Source organism: Streptosporangium sp. NPDC006930 (assembly GCF_040635605.1).
In the GTDB taxonomy this organism is placed as follows: Bacteria; Actinomycetota; Actinomycetes; order Streptosporangiales; family Streptosporangiaceae; genus Streptosporangium.
Genome location: NZ_JBEYID010000001.1, coordinates 476,491 through 491,514, shown reverse-complemented (window position 1 = coordinate 491,514; position 15,024 = coordinate 476,491). Strand labels below are relative to the sequence as shown.

The following is a 15,024-nucleotide window of genomic DNA, read 5'->3' as shown; positions in this document are numbered from 1 at the left end:
TCACCTTTCGATCAGCGCGGGGATCTCGGCGGCGCGGTGGCAGGCGACCAGGCTCGCGCCGTACGGGCGGAGTTCCTGCTCCTGCCGCCGGCACTCGCCGGTCGCGAAGGGGCAGCGCGGCGCGAGGGCACAGCCCGCGGCGGCGTCCGCCTCCTCCAGATCCTTGGTCAGTTCGACCCGCGGTCCGCCGTACCCGGCGCCGAGGCTCGGGGCGCTGGACAGCAGCGCCCGGGTGTAGGGGTGCAGGGGGTTGCCGAAGACCTCCTCCACCGGCCCCTCCTCCACGATCCGCCCCAGGTAGAGAACCACGACGCGGTCGCAGAATCCTCGAACGGTGGCCAGGTCGTGGGAGATGAAGACGCTGCCGCGCGAGCGGTCGCCGCTCACCTCGGCGATCACCTTCAGGATCTGCGCCTGCACGGTGACGTCGAGCGCCGAGGTCGGCTCGTCGAAGACGATCAGGTCGGGGTCGCCGACGAGCGCGCGGGCGATGCCGACGCGCTGCGCCTGCCCGCCGGACAGCTCGTGCGGGCGCCGCCCCAGGATCGACGGGTCCAGCTCCATGCGTTCCAGGACTCCGGCGACGCGCGAGACGCGCTCGGCGGCGGGCACCCCGGCGGCGCGCAGCGGCTCGCCGATCGCGTCCTGCACGGTCCGCCGGGGGCTGAGCGAGCCCACCGGGTCCTGGAAGACCAGCTGTGCCCGGGTGCGCAGACGGCGCAGCTCCCGGCCGCGCACCTTGGACAGGACCCGCCCGGCCACCTCGACCCTCCCCGTGGAAGGGGCGACCAGCCCGAGCATCAGTCTGGCCAGGGTGCTCTTACCGCAGCCGCTCTCCCCGACGACGCCCAGGGTCTCACCGGCGGCGACGCTGAGGCTGACCCCGCGCAGGGCGTGGTGGCCCCCGCCGCCGAAACGGGAACCGTAGACGACGTGCGCGTCCTCGACGCGCAGCACCTCCCCGCCCGTCCCGCCTCCGGGGCGCGTCCCCTCTCCCGGGTCCGTCTTCTCACCTGAGCGCGTCCCCTTTCCCGGGCGCGTTCCCGCGCCGGAGGACGTTCCCTGCGCGGGGCGGGTCCCCTCCCCCGTCGAGACGGCGGCCGTACGGGCGGGCGGCTCCGTGAGCGACGGGGAAGGGGCGTCGAGGGGCCCGGTGAGCGGCCCGGTGAGCGGCTCGGTGAGCGGCTCGGTGAGGGGCCCTGAGCGGGGGTGGAAGCAGGCGGCGCTCCAGTCGGAGGAGAGGGTCCGGGCGTGCGGGCGCTCCGCCACGCACAGCTCCGTCGCGTGCGCGCAGCGCGGTACGAACGGGCAGGAGGAGGGCGCCTCGGAGAGCAGCGGCATCGCACCGGGGGTGGCGATCACCGCACGCCCGTCGATGTCGGGCACCGAGCGCAGCAGCGCCCGCGTGTAGGGGTGGGCGGGCTCGTCGAGCACCTGCGGTCCGGGACCGCTCTCCACCACCGTCCCCGCGTACAGCACCACGACGCGGTCGCAGACCTCGGCGATGGAGGCGAGGTCGTGCGAGATGAGCAGGACGCCGCGCCGCTCGGCGTTCGCGGCGAGCCGGAAGCGGTTGAGGATCTCCCTGGTGAGGGTGACGTCCAGCCCGGTGGTGGGCTCGTCGGCGATGAGCAGGCCGGGGGCGCAGCCGGTGGCGAGTGAGATCATGACGCGCTGCGCCATACCGCCGGAGAGCTCGTGCGGGTAGGCGTCCAGCCGGCGCCTCGGGCTGCGGATGCCGACCGACTCGAACAGCTTGGCGGCGACCTCCCTCGCGGGGGCGGGGGCGAGCGCCTGGTGGGTGACGAGCCGGTCGACGAGCTGGCGGCCGACGGTCCTGGTGGGGCTGAGCGCGCCGCGCGGGTTCTGGAAGCAGATCGCGGCGCCGTGCCCCCGGAAGGACTCCAGCTCGGCGGCGCCCATCGTCAGCACGTCGGTGCCCTCGAACAGGACCCTCCCGGTCGTACGGGAGCCGCCGGGCAGCAGGCCCACGATCGAGCGGGCCACCATGCTCTTGCCGCCGCCGCTCTCACCGACCAGGCCGACCACCTCGCCCGGTTCGACGCTCAGGTTCACCCCGCTCAGCGCGGCGACCCGGCGTCCTGGGCGGTGGATCACGACGGAGAGGTCCTCGATCGACAGAAGTGTCATCGTCCGTCACCTCCTCGTGGAGTCGGCGCGTTCCTGCAGGCCCTCACCGAGGAGGCTGAAGCCCAGGACGCAGATCAGCAGGAAGAGACCGGGCGGCACCGAGGTCCACCACCGGCCGGCGACGACGTCTCCGGCACCGAGGCTGATCATGGCGCCCCACTCGGCGGTGGGCACCGGCACGCCGAGCCCGAGGAAGGACAGCCCGGCGAGCGTGAGCATCGCCCAGCCGCAGTTCAGCGGGGCGATGACGCGCACCGGCGTGAGGCTGTTGGGCAGGACGTGCCGCCAGAGCACCCCCCAGAAGGAGGAGCCCGAGGTGCGGGACGCCTCCACGAACGGCAGCTCCCGCACCGAGCGCACCTCGGCCCGCACCAGCCGGGCGTACGCGGGCGCGTTCACCAGCGCGATCACCGCGATCAGGTTCGCGGTCCCGCCGCCGAGCAGCGCGGCCACCGCGAGGGCGAGGATGAAGGTGGGGAACGCCTGGAAGACGTCGAGCACTCGCATCAGCACGTCGTCCGGCCAGCCGCCCCGGTATCCGGCGACGAGGCCGACGAGGCTGCCCGCGACCACGGCGAGGGCGACCGCGGCGATCGCGATGCCGACGTCGAGCCTGGCGGCGTACAGGACCCTGCTCCACACGTCCATGCCGTTGAGGTCGGTGCCCAGCAGGTGGGCGCCGCCCGGCGCCGCGAGGGGCGCGAGGGGGTCGATCTCCTCGGGGCCCCACGCGCTGAGCAGCGGCGCGAACACGACCGCCACGGCGACCAGCGCCAGGACGGCGGAACCCGCGATGATCAGGGACGACGCGAAACCGCGGTCCCCGCCGACCTCCCGGACGCGCTGCGACATCAGATCCTCACTCTCGGGTCGAGGATCGCGTGGACGACGTCGGCGATGAGGAACACCACCACGTAGAACAGCGCGATCACGAGCACCGACGCCTGCACCACCGGGTAGTCCCGGTAGAGCAGGCCGCGCAGCGCCCACTGCCCGAAGCCCTGCCAGGAGAAGACGTACTCCACGAGGACGGTCGAGCCGATGGAGAAGCCGAACACCAGGGCCGCCAGCGCGGGGAGCCGCACCAGCGCGGCCCGTACCAGGTAGCCGCGGAGCAGCAGGCGGTCCCTGAGCCCGTGCGCGGCGGCGGCCGTGTACGCCTCGGAGGCGAGCACCTCCAGCGCGGAGGCCCGGACGCTGCGCAGCAGCGGCGCGACGATGGCGATCACCAGCGTGGCCACCGGCAGCGCGAGGTGCTCCAGCGCGGAGACGAACGCGGGACCGTTCGCCGTCAGCGCCGCGTCGAGCAGGTCGGCGCCGGTGATCAGGCTGAGATCGGTGTCTGGGTCCACCCGGCCGCTCGGCGCGGGGAACCAGCCCAGGACGCTGTAGCCGACGAGGACGAGCACCAGGCCGAGCCAGAACTCGGGCACCGAGTTGCCGACGAGCGCCGCGACGCGGACGGTGTGGTCGCCGAACCGGCCCGCGTTCCGCGCCGACCAGATGCCGAGCACCGTGGCCAGCACCAGCGCCACGGTGAGCGCGATCACGACGAGTTCCATGGTGGGCCCGATACGCACGGCCATCTCGGCGCCCACGGAGGTGCCGCTCTGGATCGAGGTGCCGAAGTCACCGGTGAACAGTCCCCCGACGTAGTCGAGGAACTGCCGCCACAGGGGCTGGTCCAGCCCGAACCTGGCCCGCGCGGCGGCGGCGTCGGCCTCCGTGGCGTTGGGGCCGAGGATGGTACGGATCGGATCGCCCGGCAGGACCCTCACGAGGAGGAAGGTCACGACGACCACCCCGAGGAGCACCGGGACGAGCTGGAGCAGCCGCCTGAGGAGAAACCGGAGGACACGCATGAATCACCCGGTGACGCTCAGGTAGCGCAGCCGGGCCAGACCGTCCATCGGCTGGACCCATCCCTCCACCTCTTCCCTGACGGGGAGGTTGAAGTTGGGCTGGCAGACGACGACCCACGGCACGTCCTCGGCCATGATCTCCTGCACGCGCAGCCAGAGCTTGGCGCGCTCGGCCTCGTCGACGACGGTGTGGGACTCCTCGAAGATCTTCTCGATCTCGTCGTTGACGTAGTTGGAGTAGTTGAGGTTCGCTCCCTTGGTGAAGCTGGTCCCGAGCATGTACTCCACGTCGTTGACCCAGAGCTGGCCCAGAGTGATCTGCAGGGGGATGTTCTTCTTCTCCCTGCGCTCGGCGAGCGTGGCGGGGTCGAGCGGGGTGAGCTTCAGCTCGATGCCCGCCTTCCTCGCCTCGCTCTGCACGAGGACGGCGATCTGCTGCTGCTCCTCGTTGTCGGTCTGGAAGACCAGCTCGGAGGTGATCGAGGTCTTGCCCGCCCCGGCCAGCGTCTCCTTGGCCTTGGCGACGTCGTGGGTGTAGGGGTAGCCGCTCTCGGAGTAGCCGGGCATGTCCAGCGGGACGACGCTCTTGGTGGGCCGCGCGTCGCCGCCGTAGACGTTGGCGATGATCTGCTCGTACGGGACGGCCTGGGCGAGCGCCTTGCGCACCGCGGGGTCGTCGAAGGGGGCGGTGGTCACCGACATCTGGATGGCGAGCTGGTTGTTGCTCGGCGCGGAGATGACCTTGATGCCCTGGGTGGTCTTGAGGTCCTTGATGTCGCGCTGGCCGATTCCGAAGGCGATGTCGATGTCGCCGTTCTGCAGCTGGAGGCGCTGGTTGGAGGCCGCGGGCACCACGGTGAGCCTGATCTGCGGGCTCTTGGCGCCGTCGGTGCCGGGATAGCCGGTGTTGGCGCTGAGCAGGATCTCCTGGCCCTGGACCGCCTTCTCCACGTTGAAGTAGCCGCCGGTCGGGGGGTTCTTGGCGAACCACTCCTTGGCCCAGGGGTCGTCGTCGGTGGCGTGCTTCTTCGCCTCTTCCGAGTCGAAGACGTACAGCGAGATGGCCTGGATCTGCCGGGTGAGGGCGCTGGGGAACGCCTGGGTGAACCTCACGGTGTAGTTGTCGACCACCTCGACCTGGTCGGCCTTGGTGAGCCCGATCAGCCGGTAGACCCCGGCGACGTTCGCCTTCGCGGCGAAGGCGCGGTCCTTGGACCACTTGACGTCGTTGGCGGTCATCTCGTTGCCGCTCGCGAACTTGACGCCCTGGCGCAGCTTGAGGGTCCAGACCTTGTTGTCGGCGTCGGGCTCGAAGGACTCGGCGAAGGTCGGGGCGATCGCCTCGGTGTCGAGGATCTGGCCGTCGCCGACCGAGGTGACCCCGTAGTCGATCATGTAGGGGAAGACGTTCTTGTAGAGCATCAGCGCGGTCAGGTCGAATCCGACGAAGTCCTGGTCCCAGCTGCTCAGGTAGCTGCCCACCGCGATCCGCAACGCCCTGGCGGCGGGGGCGCCGCTCCCGCCGGGAGCGGTGCTCGCCGCGGGGGCGGGGTCGCCCGCCTTGGTGCCCGCGGCGCACCCGGTCGCGAAGAGGAGGGCGACCCCACCCCCGAGCTGCAGGATCGAGCGGCGGGACAGCGCGGGGGATCCCGGACCGTGGGGGTGAGAGAAACCGGGCATCGCAGTCCTCCAGGGGCCATGAGGGTTAGGCCGCGAGATGAGCGGATCGTTCCAGCGACGACCCACTCGACCTACATGTGCCGCTTGTTCTATCAGACCTGAGTTCCGTGAACAAGGGAGTAAGGCTTGTTCACAGATAAAACCAATGCTCAGAGAGCTAATTGGGAGATCTGAAGACCGGAGGGAGTGCCTGTGTTCACAGAATTTCACACGAACGACGCTCGGATGTGACCGACGCTTCCTACCCTGTCGGCAAGGCCGCGCCGCCCGGAGAGCCCGCACGGGACGACGAGACGGCGGCACCGCGGACCACATGCCTCCGCGAGACATGATTACATCTCTCAGAACGGGCAGGACCTGTAGGGGCGAGCGCGGATCCGACCGGATCCGGGTCTCGGCCACCGTGTCGCCGGAACCCCGGCGACACCCCCTGCGGGAGTGAGCCGATGTTCTCCGTACCTGTACTGCTCGTCGTGACCACCGCGGTCGTGATCGCCGTGCTGGCCTGCGCGCTCGCACTGGTGGCCGGGTCGGCCTGGCCGCTCTCCGTGCTCAGCGGCGTCGCGGCGGGTGCGGCCACCATCAGCCTGCTCTCCCGCCTGGTGGACGGCGGCCACCGGCTGCGTCCCTAGCGCTCGGATGTTCCCCTGTTCCCCGTGAGCCGGAGCGGGTCCCGCAGAAAGGCGCCTGTGACGACAACGGCTTCCGGCACCCCCGCGAGCGGCGGGGGCACCGGAAGCCGGCGGCAACGGGAGGGGAAGGGATCCGGATCAGAAACCGCGCGCCAGGTGGTAGTACGCCTGGTTCCAGCGGATCTCCTTGGCGAACTGGCGGGCGGTGGTGTCGGCGTCGATGACCAGCAACTCGACGCCGAGCATGTCGGAGAGGTCGGTGAGCTCCTCGGTGGTCAGGGCGGACGACAGCACGGTGTGGTGCGGGCCTCCCGCGGTGAGCCACGCCTCGGCCGAGGTGCTCAGGTTCGGACGGGGCCTCCACACCGCGCGGGCGACGGGCAGGCTGGGCAGCGGCTCGGCGGGGTTGACCACGTCGATCTCGTTCGCCACCAGCCTGAACCGGTCCCCCATGTCGGACAGGCCGATCACCACGGCGGGTCCGGGTTCCGCGTCGAAGACCAGCCGGACCGGGTCCTCGCGACCGCCGATGCTCAGCGGGTGGATCTCGCACGAGGGCACACCCGCGGCGATCGTCGGGCAGACCTCCAGCATGTGCGCGCCCAGGATCACCTCCTGGCCGGGGGTGAGATGGTAGGTGTAGTCCTCCATGAAGGAGGTGCCGCCCTCAAGGCCGGCCGACATCACCTTCAGGGTGCGCACCAGCACCGAGGTCTTCCAGTCGCCCTCGCCGCCGAAGCCGTAGCCGTCGGCCATCAGCCGCTGCACGGCGAGCCCCGGCAGCTGCCGCAGCCCGCCGAGGTCCTCGAAGTTGGTGGTGAACGCGCCGAAGCCCCCCTCGGTGAGGAAGTGGCGCAGTCCCAGCTCGATGCGGGCGGCATAGCGCAGCGAGTCGTTGCGCTCGCCTCCGGCGCGCAGCTCGGGGGCGACCTTGTAGGTGTCCTCGTACTCGGTGATCAGGGTGTCCACGTCGGAGTCCGCCGTGGCGTCGACTGCGGCGACCAGGTCGTTGACGCCGTAGGTGTTGACCGAGACGCCGAAGCGCAGCTGCGCCTCCACCTTGTCACCCTCGGTGACCGCCACGTCGCGCATGTTGTCACCGAAGCGGGCGAGCCGCAGCGAGCTCAGCTCCGCGCGCCCGGCCGCGGCCCGCGCCCACGCGCCGATGCGCGCCGCCACCGCCGGGTCGCTCACGTGCCCGGCGACGGTCTTGCGCGCCACGCCCAGCCGGGCCTGGATGTAGCCGAACTCGCGGTCGCCGTGCGCGGCCTGGTTGAGGTTCATGAAGTCCATGTCGATGGAACTCCACGGCAGCGCCACGTTGGCCTGGGTGTGCAGGTGCAGCAGCGGCGTGCGCAGCGCGTCCAGCCCGGCGATCCACATCTTGGCCGGGGAGAAGGTGTGCATCCAGGCGATCACCCCGACGCAGGCGTCCGAGGCGTTCGCCTCCAGGCAGACCCGGTGGATCGACGCGGCGTCGGTCAGCACCGGCTTCCAGACCACCCGGAACGCCAGCGCGTCGTCGAGGCGCTCGGCGATGCTCCGGGACTGTTCCGCCACCTGGGCCAGCGTGTCCTCGCCGTACAGGCCCTGGCTTCCGGTGAGAAACCAGATCTCACGCTCGTGAAGGGTCACCGCGGACTCCTTTGCCCGTAGACGTTCTGGTAGCGGTCGTACAAACTGTCGATGTCTGCTGCCGCGATCGGCAGCGGCTCGCCCAGCTGGCGGGCCACGTGCACGGTACGGGCGACGTCCTCGCACATCACCGCGGCCTTGACGGCCGCGCGGGCGTCCGCGCCGATGGTGAAGACGCCGTGGTTGCGCATCAGCACCGCCGGGGAGCGGTGGCCCTCCAGGGTGGCGACGATTCCCTTGCCGATGTCGTCCCCGCCGATCAGCGCGAACGGCCCGACCGGGATCTCCCCGCCGAACTCGTCCGCCATCGCCGTCAGCACGCACGGGATGGACTCGCCCCGCGCCGCCCAGGCGGAGGCGTACGTGGAGTGGGTGTGCACCACCCCGCCCACCCGCGGCATCGCCCGGTAGACGTACGCGTGCGCGGCGGTGTCGCTGGACGGCGACAGCTCGCCCTCGACCAGCTCACCGTCCAGGTCGCACACCACGATCGACTCGGGGGTGAGGGCGTCGTAGGTCACCCCCGACGGCTTGATGACGAACAGGTTCTCGCCGGGGACCCGGCCCGAGACGTTGCCCGCGGTCCAGGCGACCAGGTTGTAGCGGACCAGCTCCTGGTGGAGCGCCGACACCGTCTCCCGCAGCTTCCTGACGACGGCGCTCATCCGGCCACCGCCGTCTCGCACGTGGCCGGGTACCCGGCCGCCCGCAGGGCCGGATGTCCGGCCGCGCACGGGGGCGGGGACTGCGCTCGCCCGATCGGTTGTTCCTCGCGCCCGGTCACGCGTCCTCCTCGTTCGTCGACGTGTTCTTCTCGTTCTCGCCGGCCGGTGTGCTCGCCTCGTAGCGCAGGGCCCGCAGGCCGTGCAGCATCTTCCCGTCGGCGAAGTGGTCGTGCAGGCGGCGGTACTCGGCGTACAGACGGTCGTAGGCGTCCGCGCGACCGGCGTCGGGGATGTAGGCGGCCTCGGCGCGGCTGCCCATCACGGCCGAGGCGGAGGTGATGTCGGGGTAGGCCCCGGCGGCGACCGCCGCGTGGATGGCGGACCCCAGGGCGCACCCCTGCTCGGAGCCGATCAGCGAGATCGGGCGGCGCAGCACGTCGGCGTAGACCTGCATCAGGAAGCGGTTCTTGATCAGGCCCCCCGCGGCGACGAACTCGGTCACGGGCACCCCGGAGCTCTCGAAGGTCTCCACGATCGTGCGGGCGCCGAACGCGGTGGCCTCGATCAGCGCCCGGTAGGTGTCCTCGGGTTTCGTGGCGAGCGTCTGGCCCACCACCACCGCGGAGAGGTTGTGGTCGACCAGCACCGAGCGGTTGCCGTTGTGCCAGTCGAGCGCCACCAGGCCGTGCTGTCCCACCCGCTGCGCCGCGGCCAGCTCGGTGAGGAGGTCGTGCACGCTGAGGCCGCGCTGTTCCGCCTCGCGCTCGTAGAAGCCGGGCACCGAGGTCTCGACGAACCAGCCGAAGATGTCGCCGACACCCGACTGACCCGCCTCGTACCCCCACAGGCCGGGCACGATGCCGTCGCGGACCACCCCGCACATGCCCGGCACCTCGGCCAGCGCGTCGGAGGACATGACGTGGCAGGTGGAGGTGCCCATGATGGCCACCATCTGGCCGGGCCGCACGGCGTCGGCGGCGGCGGCCGTGACGTGCGCGTCGACGTTGCCGATCGAGATCGCGATGCCCTCGGGCAGCTTCGTCCACCCGGCGGCGCGGGCGTCCAGCCGTCCGGCGAGGCCCCCCAGAGGGGCCGGGTTCTGGCCGAGCTTGGCGGTGAAACCGGTGAAGGCGGGGTTGAGCTCGGCGAGGAACTCCTCGGACGGGTAGGCCCCGTCCTGGTAGACGGCCTTGTATCCGGCGGTGCACACGTTGCGCGTCTCCACGCCGGTGAGCTGCCAGACGATCCAGTCGGCGGCCTCGATCCAGCGCTCCGTCCGGTCGTAGATCTCCGGGTCCTCCTCCAGCACCTGCAGACCCTTGGCGAACGCCCACTCCGAGGAGATCTTCCCGCCGTAGCGGGGCAGCCACGCCTCTCCCCTGCGGGCGGCGACGGCGTTGATCCGGTCCGCGTGCGACTGCGCCGAGTGGTGCTTCCACAGCTTCGGCCACGCGTGGGGGCGGGAGGCGAACCCGTCGATCTCGCACAGCGGGGTGCCGTCGGCGGTGGCGGGAAGTATGGTGCAGGCCGTGAAGTCGGTCCCGAGGCCGATGACCTGCGACGGGGAGATCCCGGCCGCCGCCACCGCCTTGGGCACCGCCTGGCGGAGCACCTCCCGCCAGTCCTCCGGCGACTGCAGCGCCCAGTCGGGGCCCAGGCGCACGGTGGTGTCCGGCAGCCGCTCCTCGATCACCCGATGGGCGTACTCGTGCACGGCGGTGCCCATCTCGGCGCCGTCGCCCACCCGTACCACCACGGCGCGGCCCGACAGTGTGCCGAAGTCGACACCGACCACGTAACGGTCGTTGTTAGCGTTCACATTCTCTCCAGGACATCAGGACGGCGGGACCTCGCTCGGGGGGGTTCTCAGGTACGGGGGACCGCGCCGGATCCACGGGGCTCAGGCGTGGCGGGGCGGGTCCGGGCGTCGCGGATCCGGGCGCGGAACCACGCCCGGGTGCGGCCACCGGTGCGAAACGATACGCGGTCCTAGGCGCGGAACGGCGCGGTACTGGTCCTCGCCACGAACCGTGGCGGGACGACATGTCGCTCTTGGGACCATTCCGCTCCCGCCTCCATCTGCCTGAGCAGGACCTCGATGCTGTATTTACCGACCGCCCCGAAGTCCTGCCTGATCGTGGTGAGCGGCGGAGTGAAGAACTCCGACTCGGGGATGTCGTCGAACCCCACGACGCTGATCTGCTCGGGGACCCGCACGCCCAGCTCGGCGAAGGCCCGCAGCATCCCGAGCGCCATCTGGTCGTTGGCGACGAACACGGCGGTGACACCGGGTGTCGCCGCCAGGCGCAGCCCGGCCTCGTAGCCTGAGCGCGGGCTCCAGTCGCCGGACAACAACTCGGGGGCCGTGCGGCCCGCGGCGCTCAGCACCTCGCGCCAGCCCTCGATCCGCCCGTCGGCCTCCAGCCAGTCCGAAGGGCCGGCGATGTGCCATACGGTCTCGTGGCCGAGGTCGAGCAGGTGCCGGGTGGCCAGGCGGGCGCCCTCGATCTGGTCGACGCTCACCACCGAAACGTCTCCCGTGTGGCTGCCCTCGACGGCCACGACGGGGATGTCGGTGGGCGCGCCGGCGAGCGCGGGAGCCGCCGAGCGCTGGGGCGCGACCACCACGATGCCGTCGACGGCCTGCTCGGCCAGATAGCCGAGCGCGTCGCGCACACCCGCGGTGTCGATGGTCTTGAGGCTGACCATGCTGACGAAGTAGCCTGCCGCCCTCGCCGCCTGCTCGATGCCGTAGACCGTGCTCGCGGGCCCGTAGAGGGTCGTGTCGAAACTGACCACGCCCAGGGTGCGCGTGTGCCTGGTGACCAGGGCTCGGGCGACCATGTTGCGCCGGTAACCGAGCTCACGGATCGCCGCCAGGACCCGCTCGCGGGTCTCGGCGCGGACGTTGGGGTGGTCGTTGAGCACGCGCGACACCGTCTGGTGCGACACACCGGCCCTCGTGGCGACGTCCGCCATCACGGGCGGACGGCGTTCGAGGCTCGGACTCACTTGGTCGGCTCCTTCATGGTGGCTTGGGACAGACTGTGAGCGCTAACAACACCTCGCGTCAAGCACCCCTGAGATTACATTCTGATTACTCGGAGATCATCCGTTAACACCTACTTGACGTTGCCGTCATGACGCCCTTAACTGGCGCATACCTTGTTGTTAACGCTCACATCTCCTGCGAGAAGGACTCCATGACGCGAGGACTCCTGACCGCCCGGGGGTTGACAGTCGGCCGACCCGGGCATTTGATTGCTCGTCACACAGCCGAAGGGACCGTCCGGTGGCCTCACGCCGCTGATGTGAGCGCTCACAACAGCGCTTACGACGGCACTTACGACGATGCTCATGACGGTGTCCGCGGCGACGCTCACGGACACGTTCACCGACGCCGGAGCGGGCCGGGTCCCGACCGGCTCCGGTGTCGCCGTGGACCCGATTCGGACAGAACACGCCCCGGCGGCACGCCGGAATCCGGGGCGTGCCGCCACGGCGCCCGCTACTCCCGGGACGCACCGCTCCTTGCTGTGCCCCATTGGCCAAATCGGCCCCCCCGTGTCCCCGGCTCACCCCGGACCGGAGGCACGGAACCCCACCCTGGAGGTATTCGATGAAGTTCGGGAAGCTGGCCACCGCCGCGGTGAGCCTGGCTCTCGCCATGGGAGTGACGGCCTGTGGCTCCAGCGTCAAGACCGTCGACGAGGACGCGGGCGCGTCGGGAGCGGCCTCCGCGGCGCCCGCCGAGACTCTCGTCGGCGTCACCATGCCCACCAAGTCCTCCGAGCGCTGGATCCACGACGGCGACAACGTCAAGAGCGCCCTGGAGAAGCTGGGTTACAAGGTCGACCTGCAGTACGCGGAGAATGACATCCCCACGCAGGTCAACCAGATCGAGAACCAGATCACCAAGGGCGCCAAGCTGCTGATCATCGCCTCGATCGACGGCACCGCCATCACCACGCAGCTCCAGCAGGCCGCCGACAAGAAGATCCCGGTCATCGCCTACGACCGGCTCATCCGCAACTCGCCGAACGTCGACTACTACGCCACCTTCGACAACTACAAGGTGGGCGTGCAGCAGGCGACCTCGCTGCTGGTCGGCCTGAAGCTGCAGAAGGAGGACGGCTCCGAGGGCGACGCCAAGGGCCCGTTCAACATCGAGATCTTCGCCGGCTCCCCCGACGACAACAACGCCACCTTCTTCTACAACGGCGCGATGGACACCCTGAAGCCGTACATCGACAAGGGCACCCTCGTCGTCAAGAGCAAGGAGACCGACTTCAAGACCGTCGCGATCCTGCGCTGGGACCCGGCCACCGCGCAGAAGCGCATGGAGGACCTGATCACCAAGGCCTACTCCGGCGACACCAAGGTCCAGGGCGTGCTCTCCCCGTACGACGGCCTGTCCATCGGCATCCTGTCGGCGCTGAAGAGCAGCGGCTACGGCACCTCCGGCCAGCCCTACCCGATCGTGACCGGCCAGGACGCCGAGGTCGCCTCGGTGAAGTCGATCATCGGGGACGAGCAGTACGCGACGATCTACAAGGACACCCGTAAGCTGGCCGCCGTGACCGTCGAGATGGCCGACGCCGTGCTCAAGGGCGGCAAGCCCGAGGTCAACAACACCGAGGACTACGACAACGGCAACAAGGTCGTCCCGTCGAACCTGCTCGAGCCGGTGATCGTCTACAAGGACAACTACAAGCAGGTCCTCGTCGACTCCGGCTACTACACCGAGGACAAGCTCAAGTAAGCGGTGCCGGTGTCATAACGGATGGCACCCGGCCGGCGGCGCTCCACCCGCCGCCGGCCGGGTGCACGCGGAGCGGGAAGGCAGTACGGAGGCGGACGGCATGACCGACGACATACTTCGGATGCGGGGGATCACCAAGACGTTCCCGGGCGTCAAAGCCCTGCAGGACGTCAACCTGGTGGTACGCAGAGGCGAGATACACGCGATCTGCGGAGAGAACGGCGCCGGCAAGTCGACGCTGATGAAGGTCCTGTCCGGCGTGTACCCGCACGGCTCGTACGAGGGCGAGATCCTCTTCGACGGCGAGCCGTGCCGCTTCTCCGACATCAGGGACAGCGAGAAGCGCGGCATCGTGATCATTCACCAGGAGCTCGCGCTCAGCCCCTACCTCTCGATCGCCGAGAACATCTTCCTCGGCAACGAGCGGACCACCCGCGGCCTGATCGACTGGAACCGGACGAACGCCGAGGCCGCCGAGCTGCTGGAGCGGGTCGGGCTGCGGGAGAACCCGGTGACGCTCTCGATGGACATCGGGGTCGGCAAGCAGCAGCTGGTGGAGATCGCCAAGGCGCTGTCCAAGCGGGTCAGGCTGCTCATCCTCGACGAGCCGACCGCCTCGCTCAACGACGAGGACTCCGCGCACCTGCTCGACCTGCTGCGCGGACTACGCGACGAGGGCATCACCTCGGTGATCATCTCGCACAAGCTGAACGAGATCCAGGCGATCGCCGACTCGACCACGATCCTGCGCGACGGCCGGACGATCGAGACCCTGGACATGAAGAACGACCGGGTCACCGAGGACCGCATCATCTCGGGCATGGTCGGCCGCGACCTGGAGCACCGCTTCCCGCCGCACGAGCCGAAGATCGGCGAGGAGGCGCTGCGGATCGAGGACTGGACGGTTCACAGCCCCAGCCAGCACGGCCGCGTCGTCGTCTCCGGCGCGAGCCTCACGCTGCGCCGCGGCGAGATCGTCGGCCTCGCCGGGCTGATGGGCGCCGGGCGCACCGAGCTCGCGATGAGCGTGTTCGGCCGCAGCTACGGGGTCGACATCTCCGGCCGCGTCTACAAGAACGGGCGGGAGATCCAGCTCCGCACGGTCGGCGAGGCGATCGGCCACGGGCTGGCGTACGCCACCGAGGACCGCAAGCGGTACGGGCTCAACCTGATCGAGGACATCAAGCGGAACGTCTCGGCCGCGGCGCTGGGGAAGCTGGCGAAGCGCGGCTGGGTCGACGACAACAAGGAGTACCAGGTCGCCGACGGCTTCCGGGAGAGCATGAACATCAAGGCTCCCAGCGTGCTGTCGGTCACCGGCAAGCTCAGCGGCGGCAACCAGCAGAAAGTGGTGCTGTCGAAATGGATCTTCACCGACGCTGACGTGCTCATCCTCGACGAGCCCACCCGGGGCATCGACGTGGGTGCCAAGTACGAGATCTACTCGATCATCAACCAGCTCGCCGACCAGGGCAAGGCCATCCTGGTCATCTCCTCGGAGCTTCCCGAGCTGCTCGGCGTCTGCGACCGCATCTACGCCATGTCGGCCGGTCGCATCACCGGTGAGGTCTCGCGGGCGGAGGCCACCCCTGAGCGGCTCATGCAGTTCATGACCAAGGAAAAGGATTAGGGAGCAC

At 70.1% G+C, this 15,024-nt stretch carries 11 protein-coding genes; 3 read left to right on the top strand and 8 right to left on the bottom strand.

Annotated features, from left to right (window positions below):
* The 4 genes from ABZ664_RS02330 to ABZ664_RS02315 are packed head-to-tail and all read right to left on the bottom strand — an operon-like array spanning position 1 to position 5,693.
* Positions 1–2,151: an ABC transporter ATP-binding protein gene (locus ABZ664_RS02330; RefSeq protein WP_362501830.1), complete on the bottom strand. Its 2,151-nt coding sequence runs from the start codon at positions 2,149–2,151 to the stop codon at positions 1–3.
* 6 nt (positions 2,152–2,157) lie between these two features.
* Positions 2,158–3,003, bottom strand: coding sequence for an ABC transporter permease (locus tag ABZ664_RS02325; RefSeq protein ID WP_362501828.1), 846 nt, complete (start codon positions 3,001–3,003; stop codon positions 2,158–2,160).
* Positions 3,003–4,013 carry an ABC transporter permease gene (locus ABZ664_RS02320; protein ID WP_362501826.1) on the bottom strand — a complete coding sequence of 337 codons (1,011 nt, stop codon included), beginning with the start codon at positions 4,011–4,013 and terminating at the stop codon, positions 3,003–3,005. The genes ABZ664_RS02325 and ABZ664_RS02320 overlap by 1 nt, the downstream gene beginning before the upstream one ends.
* Before the next feature lie 3 nt (positions 4,014–4,016).
* Entirely contained in the window at positions 4,017–5,693 is a 1,677-nt protein-coding gene (locus ABZ664_RS02315; RefSeq protein ID WP_362501824.1) for an ABC transporter substrate-binding protein, read from the bottom strand.
* A 446-nt stretch (positions 5,694–6,139) separates the two neighbouring features.
* Here ABZ664_RS02315 and ABZ664_RS02310 point away from each other — a divergent pair, with 446 nt between their 5' ends.
* Complete coding sequence (locus ABZ664_RS02310; RefSeq protein WP_362501822.1) at positions 6,140–6,325, top strand: hypothetical protein; 186 nt, start codon at positions 6,140–6,142, stop codon at positions 6,323–6,325.
* A gap of 138 nt (positions 6,326–6,463) precedes the next feature.
* Here the strand turns inward: ABZ664_RS02310 and araA are convergent, their stop codons facing one another.
* From araA to ABZ664_RS02290, 4 genes are all read right to left on the bottom strand, one after another.
* The gene (gene araA, locus ABZ664_RS02305; RefSeq protein ID WP_362501820.1) at positions 6,464–7,960 is read right to left on the bottom strand and encodes an L-arabinose isomerase; all 1,497 of its coding nucleotides are present in this window, start codon (positions 7,958–7,960) and stop codon (positions 6,464–6,466) included.
* The gene (locus tag ABZ664_RS02300; protein WP_362501818.1) at positions 7,957–8,625 is read right to left on the bottom strand and encodes an L-ribulose-5-phosphate 4-epimerase; all 669 of its coding nucleotides are present in this window, start codon (positions 8,623–8,625) and stop codon (positions 7,957–7,959) included. Before ABZ664_RS02300 ends, araA begins: the two co-directional genes overlap by 4 nt.
* A 115-nt stretch (positions 8,626–8,740) precedes the next feature.
* Complete coding sequence (araB, locus tag ABZ664_RS02295) at positions 8,741–10,444, bottom strand: ribulokinase (RefSeq protein WP_362501816.1); 1,704 nt, start codon at positions 10,442–10,444, stop codon at positions 8,741–8,743.
* Between the two features lie 170 nt (positions 10,445–10,614).
* Complete coding sequence (locus tag ABZ664_RS02290) at positions 10,615–11,604, bottom strand: LacI family DNA-binding transcriptional regulator (RefSeq protein ID WP_362502238.1); 990 nt, start codon at positions 11,602–11,604, stop codon at positions 10,615–10,617.
* A gap of 640 nt (positions 11,605–12,244) precedes the next feature.
* Between ABZ664_RS02290 and chvE the strand changes: the two genes are divergently transcribed.
* Together chvE and mmsA are read left to right on the top strand one after the other, a co-directional pair.
* Positions 12,245–13,387, top strand: a complete 1,143-nt coding sequence (gene chvE / locus ABZ664_RS02285) for a multiple monosaccharide ABC transporter substrate-binding protein (protein WP_362501814.1) — start codon at positions 12,245–12,247, stop codon at positions 13,385–13,387.
* Positions 13,388–13,487: 100 nt separating this feature from the next.
* The gene (mmsA, locus tag ABZ664_RS02280; protein ID WP_350944271.1) at positions 13,488–15,017 is read left to right on the top strand and encodes a multiple monosaccharide ABC transporter ATP-binding protein; all 1,530 of its coding nucleotides are present in this window, start codon (positions 13,488–13,490) and stop codon (positions 15,015–15,017) included.
* The last annotated feature ends 7 nt before the right edge of the window (positions 15,018–15,024 follow it).